This is a genomic window from Arthrobacter sp. TMT4-20 (genome assembly GCF_054510775.1).
Genome location: NZ_JBTNDW010000026.1, coordinates 1 through 14,469 on the forward strand (window position 1 = coordinate 1; position 14,469 = coordinate 14,469).

Genomic DNA, 14,469 nt, shown 5'->3' on the forward strand with positions numbered 1-14,469 from the left:
CTAAAACCGGCGCCCACCCACCCCATTTCATCCGGAAGCCCGTCGGACTGCTGGGCCGCACCCGCATGACTTTCAGAATTATGGGGCGCTGGCAACGGGAAGGTTCACCGGAGCAGCTCAGTGCCTGGTGTCCAGCCATTCTGGGATGGTGTGGGCGACATCAACCTCGCCGGGGCTAGTATCTGCCGACCCAGGAATGTCTACTTCTGTCGCTCCGATACTGCGAAGAAAGGCCAGGACTGTTTCCCGCAGGTCGACCGATTCGGGCGAATACAACCACTGGAGTTGCAGGCCGTCCAGCAGTGCGACCAACATCGACGCGAGCGTCTCGGATGGTACATCGGAGCGAAGCCTGCCCGCTTCCCGCAGCGCGGTGAAGGAACCTGCTAGATACTCGCGGATCCCGTCATAGCGGAGCAGATAGTAGTCGTGGGCCGGGTGATCAGACGAGATTGCTTCTGCAGAGATCATGGTGTGCAGTTCCACGATGCCGCGTTTCAATTCAGCTGTTTCTAGCGCCACTGAGAGTACGGCGCCGATTACGTCAGGCGAGCCGCTGGGTGGCACAGATCGGGGTAGGCGTTCGTGGGCCTGGATTACGGCCATCAGCAGCTCCCGTTTACTGCCGAAATGGTGCAGCAGGCCCCGTTGACTCAGCCCGGAACGCACAGCAATCTCGGCGAAGGTGCTGGCTCCGTAACCGCTCTCACCGAAAACCTCTAAACATGCTTGAAGGATACGCGCCCTCACAGCGACCGTTTTCGCATAGGGTCCACGCCGACGATTCGCGGACGGGTCGGAGACCTCAGTCGACTTGGCCAACAGACTCCTCCTCCCTCCGGAGCTGCCATGAAAGTCGGCGCCCCTATGTAAAGAACACTAACACCACGAAAATACACCAGCTATTGTATTTTCGTGGTGCCTATGTTCAACTTGACCCACTAGGCGCATCCAGCGAGCTTCGTTGCGGCGTCTTGAGCACCCTGCATCGTTTGACAAAGGAGTCCGTAAATCATGCATTCCCGCACACCACGCGCCCGGCTTCGAGCTTCCGCGCCTTTAGTAGCTGCTGCACTTGTCCTTAGCGTCGCCGCCTGTGGCGGCGGGGGAGGAAGCGCCGGAGGAGGATCCGAAGGGGAAGCACCAACCACCCTGCGGATCTCGACTACCGCCGTTCCGCCCTCGTTCGACCCGGCACAGCTAGATCTCGGCCAGTCCGCCTACGTCTGGACAGGTATTTTCGACACGCTCATCGCTTACGACTTCGAAGCCAAGGAGTTTGTTCCGAACGCTGCGGAGTGGGAGTACTCGGACGATGCGCAGACACTCACTCTCGTCCTGCGCGAGGATCTAACCTTCAGCACCGGCGACCCTGTTACCGCGGAAGACGTCGCCGGGACCATCCAGCGTAGTGTCGACACACCCGGTCCCCGCTCCGCCGACGTCGCACGAATCGCATCGGTCGAAGCGTCTGATGACCGGACCGTGGTGATCAGCCTGACGGAAGCCGACCCCAACCTCGTCTTCGCCCTGGCCACAGGGCTGGGAGTGATTGGCGACCCGGACACCCTCGAGGAGGATCGCACGGCCCTTAATCCCATAGGGTCAGGACCCTATACCCTCAGCGACCAGACTGTTGCGGGATCGACCTACGTGCTGGAGAAGCGGCCTGACCACTGGAATGCTGAGGCTTACCCCTTCGAGACCGTCACCGTCCGCGTCATCGAAGACGCGCAGGCCAACTTCAACGCGCTCCAAGCCGGGGAACTGGACTCCTCTGGTCCCGTCACTCCGGCGCAGACGAGTGCTGCCGAGGCCGCAGGACTGACCCTGAAGACTGTCGAAGGAACTGCTACGGGCAGCGTCCTCATCCTGGATAAGGCCGGTGAGATCCAGCCAGCACTTTCCGACATTCGTGTTCGACAGGCGATCAACATGGCCATCGACCGCCAGGGCATCATCGACGCGCTATTCGAAGGCGCCGGCGCGCCCACGGTGCAGTCGTTCAACTCAGGCTTCGGGGCATATGACCCCGAGCTCGACGGCTTCTACGAGTACGACGTCGAAGGCGCCCAAGCGCTCATGGCTGAGGCTGGTCACGCAGATGGATTCGCCGTCAGCATGCCGAGTACTTTCCTCTCCACTGCCTATGAACCGACCCTGACCCAGCAGCTGGGCGAAATCGGCATTGACGTCACCTGGGAGCCCGTGCCACCTCAGGAGGTTGCATCATCGCTGTCAAGCGGCGAGTATCCGCTCGCCTGGTTCTTCGACGGCGGTTCGGTACCCTCGCGCGAAGCGTCGAATAACTTCTCGTCCAGCGGGTTCCTGAACCCCTACGGCTACACCACACCGGAAATCGACAAGATTCTGGCGGACATTGCCGTCACCAGCGACCCCGATCAACAGGAGGCCCTTTACCAGGACCTCAATCGCTATGCCGTTGAGAACGCGCTCAACGCGCCGGTCGCTTCGCTGGAAACGGTATATGCCTCAAAGGCCGGTTACGAGTTCGTACCAACGAACACGGCAGTGCTTAACCTCAGCGCATACGACATCGCCAAGTGACGCCGAAAGGGCCCTGGCTATTCACAGACCCAGGGCCCTTTCGCAGGAAGCAATAATGTTCCTCTACATACTTCGACGATTGCTGGCGGGGCTGGTCCTGGCTGTCCTCGTCACCTTCATCACCTTCTTGCTTTTGGTCCCCAATCTCGAGGGGATCGTCCGGACGATCCTCGGCGACGCTGCGACCGACGAATCCGTCGCCGCCTACATGGCAGCCAACGGATTTGACCGGCCAGTCCTCGCGCAATACGGGCACTGGTTCTGGAACGCTCTTCAGGGCGACTTCGGCCGCAGCCTCTTCACTAGTGAGGATGTCGGGCCTGCCGTAATCCAGCGGCTTGGAGTGACTCTGTCGGTCGTACTGGTCGCCCTAGCGATCGCCGTACTGGTCAGCGTCGCGCTGGGAGTGTGGGCAGCGTCCCGGGGCGGAATGATCGACCGGTTTGCGCAGGGAATTTCCGTTCTCGGCACGATCATCCCCGCTCTCCTGCTCGCCATTGTCCTCGTTCTTGTCTTCGCCGTGACGCTCGGCCTGCTTCCTGCTGGCGGCTACACCTCTCCTCAGGAAGATGTCGGGCGGTGGATCGCCTCCATCACCTTGCCCGTCATCGTGTTAACCATCCCGGGAATCGCGAACCTTGCAGCGCAGGTTCGCGGGGCGATGATTGGGGAGCTCCGCCAGGATTATGTGCGCACGCTGCGGACCAGGGGGTTGCCCGTCCGGTCGATCATTTTCAAGCACGCATTGAGGAACGCTGCGAGCCCCGCTCTCACGGTCCTCGGCTTCGAATTCATCGGCATGCTCGGCGGGGCGCTGATCATCGAGCGCGTGTTCGCCCTGCCCGGCTACGGCATGTACGCATTCAACGCCGCACTTCGCGGCGACATCCCCCTCATCCTGGGCATTACCGCCTTCGGTGTCCTGCTCGTCGTCGTCGTGAACCTTGTGATCGACATACTCAATGGTCTTCTAATTCCGAAAGCGAGGATCCGGTGAGCGTCGAACAACTTCTCAACAATCCCGGTCCGACGGCGCCTACGCGCCGCTCACCCTTTCACCGGTTGCTCCGCGACCCTCAAGCTGTCGTATCGGGAAGTATTATTCTTCTGATCGTGCTCGCCGGTCTCCTCGCGCCAGTCCTGGCACCCCGAGACCCGAACACCGCAGAACTCGGCGCAGTCTTCGCTCCCCTCGGCACCCCGGGATACCTTCTCGGCGGTGACAACAGCGGACGCGATATCTTGTCACGACTGCTGTACAGCGCACAGACCAGCATCTTCGCGGGACTCATCGGCGCGAGCGTCGCCGTAGCCGTGGGCGTGACCTTCGGGCTCATCGGTGGCTACTTTGGCCGCAAAGCATCGGCGATCACCGAGTGGATCTTCAACCTGATCATGACCTTCCCCGGCGTGCTCCTGCTGATTATCTTGTACCCGGTGACGAAGGGTGACTACCGCGTCACCATGCTCATCTTCGGTCTCTTGTTGTCGCCGAACGTCTACCGGATCGTCAAGAACCTCGTGGTGGCCGTGAAACAAGAGCTCTACGTCGACGCCGCACGCGTCGCTGGGCTGTCTGACGCACGTATCCTCGCCCGGCACATACTCGTTGTTGTGCGAGGTCCGATCATCATCGCCGGAGCGTTCCTCACCGGGGCGGCAATCGGTGTGCAGGCTGGTCTGGCATTCCTCGGCATCGGGTCAGCACAGGTTCCCAGTTTCGGATCGATGATCGGCGACGGTTTCATCGCCCTGTACCGAGCGCCGTTGCAGTTCCTCTGGCCCTCGATTGTGCTGGGTCTGTTGACAGCTTCCCTCGTCCTGTTCGGTAACGCTCTGCGAGACGCGCTGGAAGGCGTGCAACCGAAGCCAGCACCCGTCGCGCAGCCCAAAACCGATGCACAGGCTGGCCCGGACACCAGGTCCGGATCCCGCGGCTCGCTCCTGGTGGTCGATGACCTGGTGATTGCCTATCCCACGCCCTCGGGTGAGATGAAGGAAGTTGTCCGAGGAGTGTCTTTGGACCTCAACCCAGGGGAAACCCTAGGACTGGTGGGAGAGTCTGGTTCAGGCAAGACGCAAACAGCCTTCGCGGTACTGGGCGTGCTGCCAGCGGACGCCCACATCCTGCGGGGGTCCATCCGTCTCGACGGCGTCGAGCTTATCGGGATGGGGGAACGGGACATGCGCGCGCTGCGGGGCAGGGCGATCGCCTACATCCCCCAAGAGCCCATGTCGAACCTGGACCCTTCGTTCACCATTGGGTCCCAACTCGTCGAGGGTATCCGGGCCACTGCGAAGATGACACGTCGGGAAGCGAAGGACACCGTACTCGGCCTATTGGCTCGAGTCGGAATTCAGGATCCGGAACGAACCTTCGGTAGCTACCCGCACCAGATTTCGGGCGGTATGGCCCAGCGGGTATTGATCGCCGGGGCAGTCGCCAGCAAACCCAAGGTACTCATTGCCGATGAGCCCACCACGGCGCTCGACGTAACAGTCCAAGCCGAGATCCTCGATCTCCTGCGTGACCTGCAGCAGGAACTCGGCATGGCTGTCATTCTGGTGACGCACAACTTCGGCGTCGTGGCCGATATCTGCGATCGCATCGCTGTCATGCGGTCAGGGGAAATAGTGGAACGAGGTACTGTCCGGGAGACATTCGCACACCCCCAACACGACTACACCAAAAGCCTGCTCTCATCGATCCTTGATGAGCAGGTCGTTCGTGGTCCGCTGCGCTCGAAGGACGCCACACTATGAGCACTCCACTACTCAACGTCAGAGACCTGCGAGTTCAGTTCCCGGGCCGAGGATTCCGTGCCAAGCCGAAGGAGGTACTGCACGGTGTTTCCCTGCAGATACGTCCAGGGGAAACCCTAGGCGTGGTTGGAGAGTCCGGGTCCGGTAAAACAACGATCGGCCGGGCCGTTCTCGGCCTCGTCCCTGCAAGCGGGGGCTCGATCGGCTTTGGCGGGCATGAACTGACCGAGCTGACGGCTCGTGAACGGCGGGCCTTCGCCAAGGATATTCAGGTCGTCTTTCAAGACCCTTACACCTCGCTCAATCCTGCAATGACGATCGGGGACATCCTCTCCGAGCCGCTCGTCGTGCGCGGCGCAACCTCAAAGGAGGCTCGCGCACGCATCCGGAGGTTGCTCGATCAGGTCGGGCTCCCAGCAGACGCCGTGGAGCGCCTACCTCGCGAGTTCAGTGGCGGGCAGCGGCAGCGCGTCGCTATCGCCCGTGCCCTTGCTCCGGAACCGAAACTGATTGTCTGCGACGAGCCAGTCTCAGCCCTTGATCTTGCCACCCAGGCGCGTGTCCTCGATTTGTTTATCGACATCCAGGAGCGCACGGGGGTCGCCTACCTTTTCATCTCCCATGACCTCACGGTCGTCCGGCATATCAGCCATCGCGTCGCTGTCGTGTACCACGGGGAGATCGTCGAATCCGGGGACGCGGCGACGGTTACGTCCACTCCTGACCACCCGTACACCCAGCGCCTGCTGCTCGCCGCACCCATCGCCGACCCGGTTGAGCAGGAGCGCCGCCGCGCCGAACGGGTACGACTCGCGGACGCTCACCGCGAGCAAAACGTCCAGGCCGGGGGGCTGGTGTGAGTACGTGCCAATCCGGGTTGACTGGGCGTTTCGCCCACGTCATTCGGAAGACGAACAGCGGCGGCGGGAAAAAGTGATGGGGGGCTGCCGTCGGAACAGGTCAGATCTCGCGCGCCGTGGGGCGATCAGTGAACCATCTCCGACCACACACCACGCTGTGGCCACCCTCTCTGACCGCAGCGGCAATGACTTTGTACAGCAATTAATTAGGAGATCATTATGACTGACACGACCGCTGGGGTTCGTGCGCTGGGACTCAACGAAACGGTGTCCCTTGGAAGCGGAGCCTCCTTTTGGCGCACCAAAGCTGTCGATGGGGTCCGAGCGGTAACAATGACTGACGGGCCCCACGGTGTTCGGTGGCAGGCGGGCAACGAGGACCACCTGGGCATCAACGCTAGCGAACCCGCCACTTGCTTCCCTCCCGCGGTCGGGTTGGGTCAGAGCTGGAATCCGGCTCTAATCGAACGGGTCGCGGGGGCACTCGGAGACGAAGCACAAGCCGCTGGCGTGGGCGTCCTTCTCGGCCCAGGCATCAACATAAAGCGTGACCCCCGGTGTGGGCGAAACTTCGAGTATTACTCCGAAGACCCGTATCTGACGGGCGTACTCGGGACCGCATGGGTGCGCGGCATCCAGGCACGTGGTGTAGGTGCTTCGCTCAAGCATTTTGCCGCCAATAATCAGGAACACGAGCGCATGAGTTCGAGCTCGGACATCGATGAGCGCACATTTCGAGAAATCTACTTGCGCGCCTTTGAGCGGGTCGTGAAGGACGCGCAGCCGTGGACAGTGATGTGTTCCTACAACCGCATCAATGGGGTGCACGCCTCCCAGAACCGCTGGTTACTCACGGATGTGCTGCGCGACGAGTGGGGTTTCACCGGTGCAGTGGTGAGCGACTGGGGAGCAGTGGTGGACCGTGTCGCGTCTCTCAGCGCAGGTCTTGACCTCGAGATGCCGGGTCCCTCACCGAAGTCAGACGAAGCAGTCACCGCTGCCGTCGAACAAGGACGCCTGGACCGCTCGGATCTGGACCGCTCCGCAGCCCGCATGATCCAACTTTCCGAACGGGTGTCCAGCGGCCGCCGCGACGGCGTCACGGTAGATTTGGATGCCCACCATCTTCTCGCCAGGGAGGCGGCAGCGGCGAGCATCGTACTTCTTAAAAACGACGGGAACATGCTCCCCTTGCAGGCTGCCAGTTCATACGCGGTTATCGGTGATTTCGCACAGAATCCTCGCTATCAAGGTGGCGGTAGCTCACACGTCAACCCTGCGCGTTTGGACACACCGCTGGAGGAATTTCGTTCTCTCGCAGGGGCCGCTGAGGTGACGTTCGCCCAAGGGTTCACGATCGATGACACCGTTGCGCCAGCATATTTCCGGGAAGAAGCCGTCACGGTTGCACGGAATGCGGATGCCGCGGTGGTGTTTCTTGGCCTGAGCGCACAACAGGAATCTGAGGGCTTTGACCGTGAACACATCGAACTGCCCTCAGAGCAACTCGAACTGCTGAAGGACATTCTCGCCGTGCAGCCGAGGACCGTCGTCGTTCTCGCACACGGCGGAGTGCTGCAACTATCGACCGGAGTTACTGAGGCGCCGGCAGTCGTTGACGGGGCGCTGCTTGGCCAGGCTGCCGGCGGTGCAATCGCCGACGTACTCTTCGGGAGGGTCAATCCTTCAGGGCGGCTGGCGGAAACAGTTCCACTGCGGATCGAAGACGTTCCGTCTTACCCGTACTTCCCGGGGCGTCAGGGTAAGGTCCGGTACGCGGAAGGCCTGTTCGTGGGGTACCGCTGGTACGACACACGAAAAATGGCTGTGTCCTTCCCCTTCGGTCACGGACTCTCTTACACGACATTCGAGTACTCGGATCTCGTGGTCGAGGAAGATAGAGGGAATCTGAGCGTTCGGGTACGAATCACCAACACAGGGGACCGGGCAGGCAGGGAAGTATCACAGGTGTATCTGTCACTTCCGCATTCAGCAGTGGAGCGGGCGGCCCTGGAACTGAAGGGCTTCGGCGACACCACCCTGGAACCGGGTGGAAGTGACGTCGTCACTGTTTCCATCAGTCGGGACAGCCTGACCTACTGGGACGGGCGGGTGGAGGACTGGCTGCTTGAAAGCGGCGACTACGGAGTGCACGTCGGCGCATCAAGTCGCGATATTAGGCTGAGCGCCTCGGTACCTGTCGTCGGGGATGAACACCGGGTACCGCTAACCCCGGATTCGACCTTCGCCGCTGTCATGGCACACCCCATCGCCGGACCGACCCTTAGTGCACTGCTCAGCAAGGCTCCGTCCATCGGTGCGGGGTCAGGTGATGCGCTCGGTATGAATATGGAACGGATGCTGGCCTCAATACCCATCGGCAGGATGGCAGGGTTCGGCGGTGGCATGAGTCCCGCGGACGTCGAGGCCCTGCTCGCAGCCGCAAACAAACCCTTGTCGTAGACCTCCAGGGAGTGCGGGACGCGCTGCCCCAGAACCTGCAACTTGTTCGACTGCACAGACGCCGTAGCGTCGATGTGTAAAGAGAGAGGACCTTTCATAGTGCCTACCGAACCGCGAACTGGCCCTGGATCCCAGAAGTCTCTGCGGAACCGGAATCTCGCCTCGATCCAGCGCAACCTGATAGACCACGGTCAGCTGACTCAGATTGAACTCGCTCAGGTGACGGGCCTTTCTCCCGCCACCGTGTCGAATCTCGTGAAGGTTCTCCTGACTGAGGGTGAAGTATCTTCTTCGCCGACGACACGTTCAGGTCGTCGCGCCAAGCTCATCAGTTCCATTGATAGGAAGCGAAGCGAGTAGTTACTTCATCCCACCGACCGGTGCGCTGGTGGCCGAAAGGCACAAGCAGCGCAAGGGCGTCGTGAGCTCGTCATCGCTGCAACATTTAGAAGTTTCCCGCGATGACAAGCGAGAACCAAGACATGCAACATCCATAGGGACGATAGGAAATCCAATGACTCAACTTCAGAATGGCTTTCTCTGGGGAGCCGCTACAGCCCCGATGCAGGTAGAGGGCAACAACATCAACAGCGACTGGTGGCAGCGCGAAAGCACAACACCTGGCATGCAACCAAGTGGAGACGCGTTGGATAGTTATCACCGTTATCGCGAGGACATGCAACTGCTTGCTGACAACGGGTACAACTCCTACCGGTTCGGCATCGAATGGTCGCGAATCGAACCGCGTCCCGGCCAATTCTCACGGGCGGAGCTGGCCCACTACCGGCGTATGATCGATACCGCACTCGAGCTGGGCCTGAAGCCGGTGGTCACCCTGCACCACTTCACCAGCCCGGCATGGTTCGCCGCCGAGGGCGGCTGGTTCGGCGACGCAGCAATTGACCGATTCGCCGCCTACGTAGAGAAGGCATGCACCATTCTCCACGGTGTTGAATGGGTCGTCACCATGAATGAACCCAACATGCTCGCACTGATGGGCGTGGTTGCAGAGGCAATGAAGAGTGGGGAGGTTGCTGGCTGGCAGAGCCCCACCATTGAAGGCGAACAACCCGACCACGGCTCTATGCTCGCAAGCATGCCCTCCCCTCGGCGCGAGCATGCTCAGCGGTTCATTGACGCGCACCACGCGGTCCGCAACATCGTCCGCGAACGCACCGGCGCGAAGGTTGGCTGGAGCATCGCTAACCAGGCACTCACCTCCGCCCCCGGGGGAGAGCAGAAACTCCTTGAGCTCCGCTACATCGGCGAGGACATTTATCTCGATGCATCAAAAGGGGACGACTTCGTCGGGGTCCAGTCCTACTCCTCCCAAGAAGTCAATGCGGACGGGCTGGTACCTCACCCCCAGCTGCCGGACAACACCCAGGTCGGCACTGCGTACCGGCCGGATGCCCTCGGCTTGGCGGTGCGCCACACCTGGCAGCACACGGGCCTGCCGATCCTGGTCACGGAAAACGGCATAGCTACAGCCGATGACCAGCAAAGGATTTCCTACACCACCGGTGCGCTCAAGGGCCTGTTCGCCGCAATGGATGATGGAGCCGATGTGCATGGATATCTGCACTGGAGCCTTCTCGATAACTACGAATGGGGGCACTGGGAGCCAACTTTCGGCCTGATCGCGGTGGGTCGGGAAACGTTCGAGCGGAAGCCCAAGCCCAGCCTCGCTTGGCTCGGCGGAATTGCCCGCCGGAACGGCGCTGACATCGGATAAGCGGCCCGCGCGGCGCACCGCGGTGTGATGCCGTTGAAGGTTATCCCCAGCCGCTGATGATCGGCGAAGCCCTCTGAAGGTGGGCTTCGCCGATCGCACAAGAGCTTGTAAGCCTGCCGGCGGTGCTTAGCGGATGAGTCCGGTAAGCGCGGCAGCAGCCCCGAGGGTCAGGAAGACCGCGTCGGCGGTGATTCCCGCCTTGCGCTGAGTTCCCCCGGCACGCACCCGGGTAACGATCGCGCCAAGCATGATCACGATGACGCCCAGTGCCGCGAAAACTCCGATCCATGGCAGCCAAATGCCTACAACGAGTCCGGCCACGATTAGTAGTTCGAAAACGCCGACGGCTTTCCACGCCGGCGCCGAGACGTTGATGCTGTCGCGGATTTGATGTGAGGAAGCGAGGCCGGCGAGTTTGCCCGCCCCGGTCGACAGGAGCAGCAGCGCCAAGGCGATACTGAGAATGATCCTGGTGATTTCCATCGGTCAGTTGATCCCGACGAGGGCGGCGCTGCGTTCCCAAAGGCCGTCGACGAGGGCGTCCTCGCGAACCTGCGGGTTCACTTTGGTGCTGAGCTTCCGCTGGTTATAGTAGGCGCCGGACTGCCAGGTCTCCCCGGCGATGCCTTCGACGAACCAGGTGAGGTTCGCCCCACCCTTTTCGGCGCTGATGAGGTTCAGCTTCTTCAACGGCGTCTGATAAATGAAGCGCATGAAGCTCGTCGTGTCGGAGGCGAAGTTCGTTGCGACATTACCCGGGTGGAAGGCCACAGCTGCGAGACCCTGGTTGTGGTAGCGGGCGTGGAGCCCGCGCACGTGAAGTATATTGGCGAGTTTTGCATCTCCATACGCTTTGTTTGCGCTGAACTTCTTGTCGTTGTTCAGGTCGTCCAGGTCGAGATTGCCGAAGAGCCGGTTACCGACGCTCGACGTGTTAATCACACTTGCCCGGCCGCCCGCGGCCCTGAGCTCGCCCTGAAGCAACTCGGTCAGCAGGAATGGCGCGAGATGGTTGACCTGGAAGGTCTTCTCGTTACCGTCGACCGTTTTAGTGGGGTCGCCGAACAGGCCCCCGGCGTTGTTGGCCAGCACGTCCAGCCCGGTGCCGTCGAGTTCAGCCTTCACCTCGTCAGCCAGACGCCTGACGTCATCAAGGCGGGTGTAGTCAGCGGTGAACGCTTTGGCCCCGGTCGCGCGGGCAACGCGGTCGATTTTCTCCTTCGAGCGGCCGGTGATGAGCACCCGGTGCCCTCGAGCTACAAGTTGACGGGCCGCTTCGGCGCCGATCCCGTCGGATGCGCCGGTCACAAGGATGTTTTTCATATCGGCCACTTTATTTCCCCTCGGCGAGGAGGGCTACGGGGGCCCATTCAGCCCACTCTGCGAGACGTTCGTTGAAGAGATGCGGAACGACCTGCGTGGCCATCTCGCCGAACAACACCCGCCGGGGCGGTGTCTCGGCATCGACGACCCTGAGGATCGCCGCTCCGAATCCGACGGGCTTGGGCTGCACCGTGTTGGCTCGTTGTGCCGCCATCCCCTCGTGCAGCGGGGCGTACTGAGGCTGCGCGTCGGCGACGATCGCAGAGGCGCTGGACCAGTCGGTGTCGAATCCGCCGGGCTCTACGAGGGTGACCTTGATCCCGAAGCCAGCGACTTCCTGCGCCAGAGAGTCGGACAGGGCTTCCAGAGCCCACTTGGAAGCGTGGTAACCGCCGAGATTAGGAAAAGCGACGACGCCGCCAATGGAGGAGATCTGGATGATATGGCCGGACTTCTGCTCACGCAGGATTGGCAGAACGGCCTGGGTGACCGACAAAACGCCGAACAGGTTCACCTCAAGCTGGTCTCGAAGCTGCTGGTCGGAGATCTCCTCGACCGTTCCGAAAAGACCGTAGCCGGCGTTGTTGATTACCACATCCAGGCGGCCGAAGGTCCGGTGGGCGGTCATCACCGCTGCGAAAACCCGATCACGATTGGTGACATCGAGCTGGATCGGGAGGACGGCTTCGCCATACGTCTCGACCAGATCAGACAATGAATCTGTGTTCCGGGCAGTCGCGGCGACCCTGTCGCCGCGTTCAAGAGCAGCGATTACGAACTCCCGGCCGAAGCCCTTGGATGCGCCGGTAACAAACCACACTTTAGTCATTCTGCTACTCCTTAGATCGAATGGCGTCACTCAACGCCATTGAAGAAACTATATGCCAAAGATGGCACCGAGTGTCAACTTTGCGCCCATCGGAGTATGCTGGTCTTATGCCTGAATCGATCCCGCTGTCCATCCGTGAGCGGACACGCCGTCTTGCGCAGACCGAACTCACCGATGTTGCCCAGGATCTTTTCCTCGCGCACGGATACGAGAACGCGACCGTCGACCAGATCGCAGCAGCAGCCGGCATGTCCAAGCGAACGTTTTTTCGGTACTTTTCTTCAAAAGACGATCTGGTGATCGGCAAGTATGACCTTTTCGGCGACCGACTGGCCGAAGCGTTTGATGATCGACCTGCTGATGAGCCGGTCTGGGAGTCCCTCCGGCGCGTCTTCGATCTCACCCTGGATTATGTGCAGGACGACCATACGCGGGCGCGAAATGATGCCATGGAGCGTATTGTGCGCAGTAGTCCGCAACTGAACGCCCGCTACCTGGAGAAGATGCAGCGGGTGCAGGAGATTCTTGTCGGACGCGTCGCCGCGCGGATGGTCGGCAGTACCGCGGTGGTGGATGATCTAAAACCTGCTGCCATGGTTGGCTCAGCCTTCGCCTGCATGCAGGCCGCCCGCACCTCCTGGCTCGCATCAGATCAGAAGCAGCCTTTCAGCGAATACCTCGACCGTGCCATGTCGACATTTCGCACTACCTAGATCGCCAGATGCTCGCAACGGCGAACTCGTCGCCCCCATGTTTACGCCCGGCAAGTAATTGTGCCCTTCCTCAAGGGAACCGCCAGCAGTTCCGCGTCTACCGGCAGCTCTGGCTCCTGAAACTTTTCCGATCCGCGATATCTGGCTTCACTCAACTAAGGATTTCTCCATGACACAGCGCACGAATCGAAAAAGCGAGCCTCAACCAGCATTCCATCCTGACCTTGCAGCAGGTCGATTCATCCCGCCTATCTCCGTGGGGCCGCGGCTCACCAAGGTGATGCAGAAGCTGCCGGTGAAGAAGACCACCGCTCCAGATGACATCCTCGTCGAAGACATCCAGATTCCCGGCCCTGCCGGGGCCCCCGAGGTGTTGGTGCGCTCGTACCGGCCGCGAGCTACCCGCGGTCCGATGCCTGCACTACTGTGGCTGCATGGTGGTGGGATGGTCGTAGGAAACTATCTCGCTGAGGAGGACGCGAGTATCGCACGGGTTAGACGACTCGGCATCACGGTCTTGTCGGTCGAGTACCGGCTGGCGCCAAACAATCCGGCGCCCGCCGCGCTCGAGGACGCTTACGCTGCGCTCTCATGGCTTGTAGCCCACGCGCCTGAACGAAGCATCGACCCCGCGCGGATCGCTATTGGCGGGGAGAGTGCCGGCGGTGGCCTGGCAGCGGCGCTTGCGCTTTATGCCCATGACCACGGCGTGATCACCCCGGTCTTTCAACTGCTCATCTATCCAATGCTGGACGATCGCACCGTGCTCCGCCCCGATATGGACACTCGAAGCGCACGAATGTGGACGCCACAAAGCAACAAGTGGGGGTGGAGCGCCTATCTCGCGCAGGAGCCCGGCGGCGCTGGCGTTTCACCGTATGCCGCCCCGGCGCGACGGTCCGATCTGAGCGGACTGCCTCCGGCCTGGATCGGCGTAGGCACCCTCGACATCTTTTATGACGAAGACCTAGATTACGCGACGCGTCTCCGCGACAGCGGCACAGACTGCCAGTTCGAAGAGATACCGGGCGCGTTTCACGGGTTCGACCTGGTGTTCACCAAAGCGAACGTCACGAAGGCTTTCTGGGAAGCACAGATTCAGGCCCTCGACCGTGCACTGTTCCCCATAGGCTAGAAGCTGCACCACCTGGGGAACCGTCGCCGTGTGGCCTTCAGCTCGGTTCGGTGGAAGGGGTGGGTGGGCGCCGGTTTTAT

General features: G+C 61.3%; 13 protein-coding genes. 9 read left to right on the forward strand and 4 right to left on the reverse strand.

Features of this window, described 5'->3' with window-relative positions; all coding sequences use genetic code 11:
- Nucleotides 1-117 precede the first annotated feature (117 nt).
- The gene (locus tag ACX80Z_RS15530) at nucleotides 118-822 is read right to left on the reverse strand and encodes a TetR/AcrR family transcriptional regulator (protein WP_459316490.1); all 705 of its coding nucleotides are present in this window, start codon (nucleotides 820-822) and stop codon (nucleotides 118-120) included.
- 192 nt (nucleotides 823-1,014) lie between these two features.
- Between ACX80Z_RS15530 and ACX80Z_RS15535 the strand changes: the two genes are divergently transcribed.
- The 7 genes from ACX80Z_RS15535 (at nucleotide 1,015) to ACX80Z_RS15565 (ending at nucleotide 10,389) form a co-directional block, all read left to right on the forward strand.
- The gene (locus tag ACX80Z_RS15535; RefSeq protein ID WP_459316492.1) at nucleotides 1,015-2,568 is read left to right on the forward strand and encodes an ABC transporter substrate-binding protein; all 1,554 of its coding nucleotides are present in this window, start codon (nucleotides 1,015-1,017) and stop codon (nucleotides 2,566-2,568) included.
- 55 nt (nucleotides 2,569-2,623) lie between these two features.
- On the forward strand, nucleotides 2,624-3,565 hold the full coding sequence (locus tag ACX80Z_RS15540) for an ABC transporter permease (protein ID WP_459316493.1): 942 nt from the start codon (nucleotides 2,624-2,626) through the stop codon (nucleotides 3,563-3,565).
- Entirely contained in the window at nucleotides 3,562-5,331 is a 1,770-nt protein-coding gene (locus tag ACX80Z_RS15545; RefSeq protein WP_459316494.1) for a dipeptide/oligopeptide/nickel ABC transporter permease/ATP-binding protein, read from the forward strand. Before ACX80Z_RS15540 ends, ACX80Z_RS15545 begins: the two co-directional genes overlap by 4 nt.
- On the forward strand, nucleotides 5,328-6,191 hold the full coding sequence (locus ACX80Z_RS15550; protein WP_459316495.1) for an ATP-binding cassette domain-containing protein: 864 nt from the start codon (nucleotides 5,328-5,330) through the stop codon (nucleotides 6,189-6,191). The genes ACX80Z_RS15545 and ACX80Z_RS15550 overlap by 4 nt, the downstream gene beginning before the upstream one ends.
- 219 nt (nucleotides 6,192-6,410) lie before the next feature.
- On the forward strand, nucleotides 6,411-8,654 hold the full coding sequence (locus ACX80Z_RS15555) for a glycoside hydrolase family 3 C-terminal domain-containing protein (protein WP_459316497.1): 2,244 nt from the start codon (nucleotides 6,411-6,413) through the stop codon (nucleotides 8,652-8,654).
- Nucleotides 8,655-8,726: 72 nt separating this feature from the next.
- Nucleotides 8,727-9,014, forward strand: coding sequence for a MarR family transcriptional regulator (locus ACX80Z_RS15560; RefSeq protein ID WP_459316505.1), 288 nt, complete (start codon nucleotides 8,727-8,729; stop codon nucleotides 9,012-9,014).
- A 154-nt stretch (nucleotides 9,015-9,168) separates the two neighbouring features.
- Entirely contained in the window at nucleotides 9,169-10,389 is a 1,221-nt protein-coding gene (locus tag ACX80Z_RS15565) for a family 1 glycosylhydrolase (protein WP_459316498.1), read from the forward strand.
- Between the two features lie 126 nt (nucleotides 10,390-10,515).
- On the opposite strand, the gene ACX80Z_RS15570 is transcribed toward ACX80Z_RS15565, so the two are convergent.
- The 3 genes from ACX80Z_RS15570 to ACX80Z_RS15580 are packed head-to-tail and all read right to left on the reverse strand — an operon-like array spanning nucleotide 10,516 to nucleotide 12,541.
- Nucleotides 10,516-10,872 (reverse strand): DoxX family protein, encoded by a 357-nt coding sequence (locus tag ACX80Z_RS15570; protein ID WP_459316499.1) that lies wholly within the window; start codon nucleotides 10,870-10,872, stop codon nucleotides 10,516-10,518.
- Between the two features lie 3 nt (nucleotides 10,873-10,875).
- A complete protein-coding gene (locus ACX80Z_RS15575; RefSeq protein WP_459316501.1) occupies nucleotides 10,876-11,712 on the reverse strand; it encodes an SDR family NAD(P)-dependent oxidoreductase in 837 nt (278 codons plus the stop codon).
- Between the two features lie 10 nt (nucleotides 11,713-11,722).
- Nucleotides 11,723-12,541, reverse strand: a complete 819-nt coding sequence (locus tag ACX80Z_RS15580; RefSeq protein ID WP_459316502.1) for an SDR family NAD(P)-dependent oxidoreductase — start codon at nucleotides 12,539-12,541, stop codon at nucleotides 11,723-11,725.
- Between the two features lie 107 nt (nucleotides 12,542-12,648).
- On the opposite strand from ACX80Z_RS15580, the gene ACX80Z_RS15585 reads away from it, so the two are divergent.
- Together ACX80Z_RS15585 and ACX80Z_RS15590 are read left to right on the forward strand one after the other, a co-directional pair.
- Entirely contained in the window at nucleotides 12,649-13,254 is a 606-nt protein-coding gene (locus ACX80Z_RS15585) for a TetR family transcriptional regulator (RefSeq protein WP_459316503.1), read from the forward strand.
- A 169-nt stretch (nucleotides 13,255-13,423) separates the two neighbouring features.
- Nucleotides 13,424-14,389: an alpha/beta hydrolase gene (locus ACX80Z_RS15590; protein WP_459316504.1), complete on the forward strand. Its 966-nt coding sequence runs from the start codon at nucleotides 13,424-13,426 to the stop codon at nucleotides 14,387-14,389.
- Nucleotides 14,390-14,469: the final 80 nt, after the last annotated feature.

Bases quoted from the DNA above. Each gene is read 5' to 3' on its own strand.
- ACX80Z_RS15585 (WP_459316503.1), top strand. From the start codon at position 12,649: ATGCCTGAATCGATCCCGCTGTCCATCCGTGAGCGGACACGCCGTCTT.
- ACX80Z_RS15540 (WP_459316493.1), top strand. From the start codon at position 2,624: ATGTTCCTCTACATACTTCGACGATTGCTGGCGGGGCTGGTCCTGGCT.
- ACX80Z_RS15570 (WP_459316499.1), bottom strand. From the start codon at position 10,872: ATGGAAATCACCAGGATCATTCTCAGTATCGCCTTGGCGCTGCTGCTC.
- ACX80Z_RS15565 (WP_459316498.1), top strand. From the start codon at position 9,169: ATGACTCAACTTCAGAATGGCTTTCTCTGGGGAGCCGCTACAGCCCCG.
- ACX80Z_RS15580 (WP_459316502.1), bottom strand. From the start codon at position 12,541: ATGACTAAAGTGTGGTTTGTTACCGGCGCATCCAAGGGCTTCGGCCGG.
- ACX80Z_RS15550 (WP_459316495.1), top strand. From the start codon at position 5,328: ATGAGCACTCCACTACTCAACGTCAGAGACCTGCGAGTTCAGTTCCCG.
- ACX80Z_RS15590 (WP_459316504.1), top strand. From the start codon at position 13,424: ATGACACAGCGCACGAATCGAAAAAGCGAGCCTCAACCAGCATTCCAT.
- ACX80Z_RS15575 (WP_459316501.1), bottom strand. From the start codon at position 11,712: ATGAAAAACATCCTTGTGACCGGCGCATCCGACGGGATCGGCGCCGAA.
- ACX80Z_RS15555 (WP_459316497.1), top strand. From the start codon at position 6,411: ATGACTGACACGACCGCTGGGGTTCGTGCGCTGGGACTCAACGAAACG.
- ACX80Z_RS15535 (WP_459316492.1), top strand. From the start codon at position 1,015: ATGCATTCCCGCACACCACGCGCCCGGCTTCGAGCTTCCGCGCCTTTA.
- ACX80Z_RS15560 (WP_459316505.1), top strand. From the start codon at position 8,727: ATGTGTAAAGAGAGAGGACCTTTCATAGTGCCTACCGAACCGCGAACT.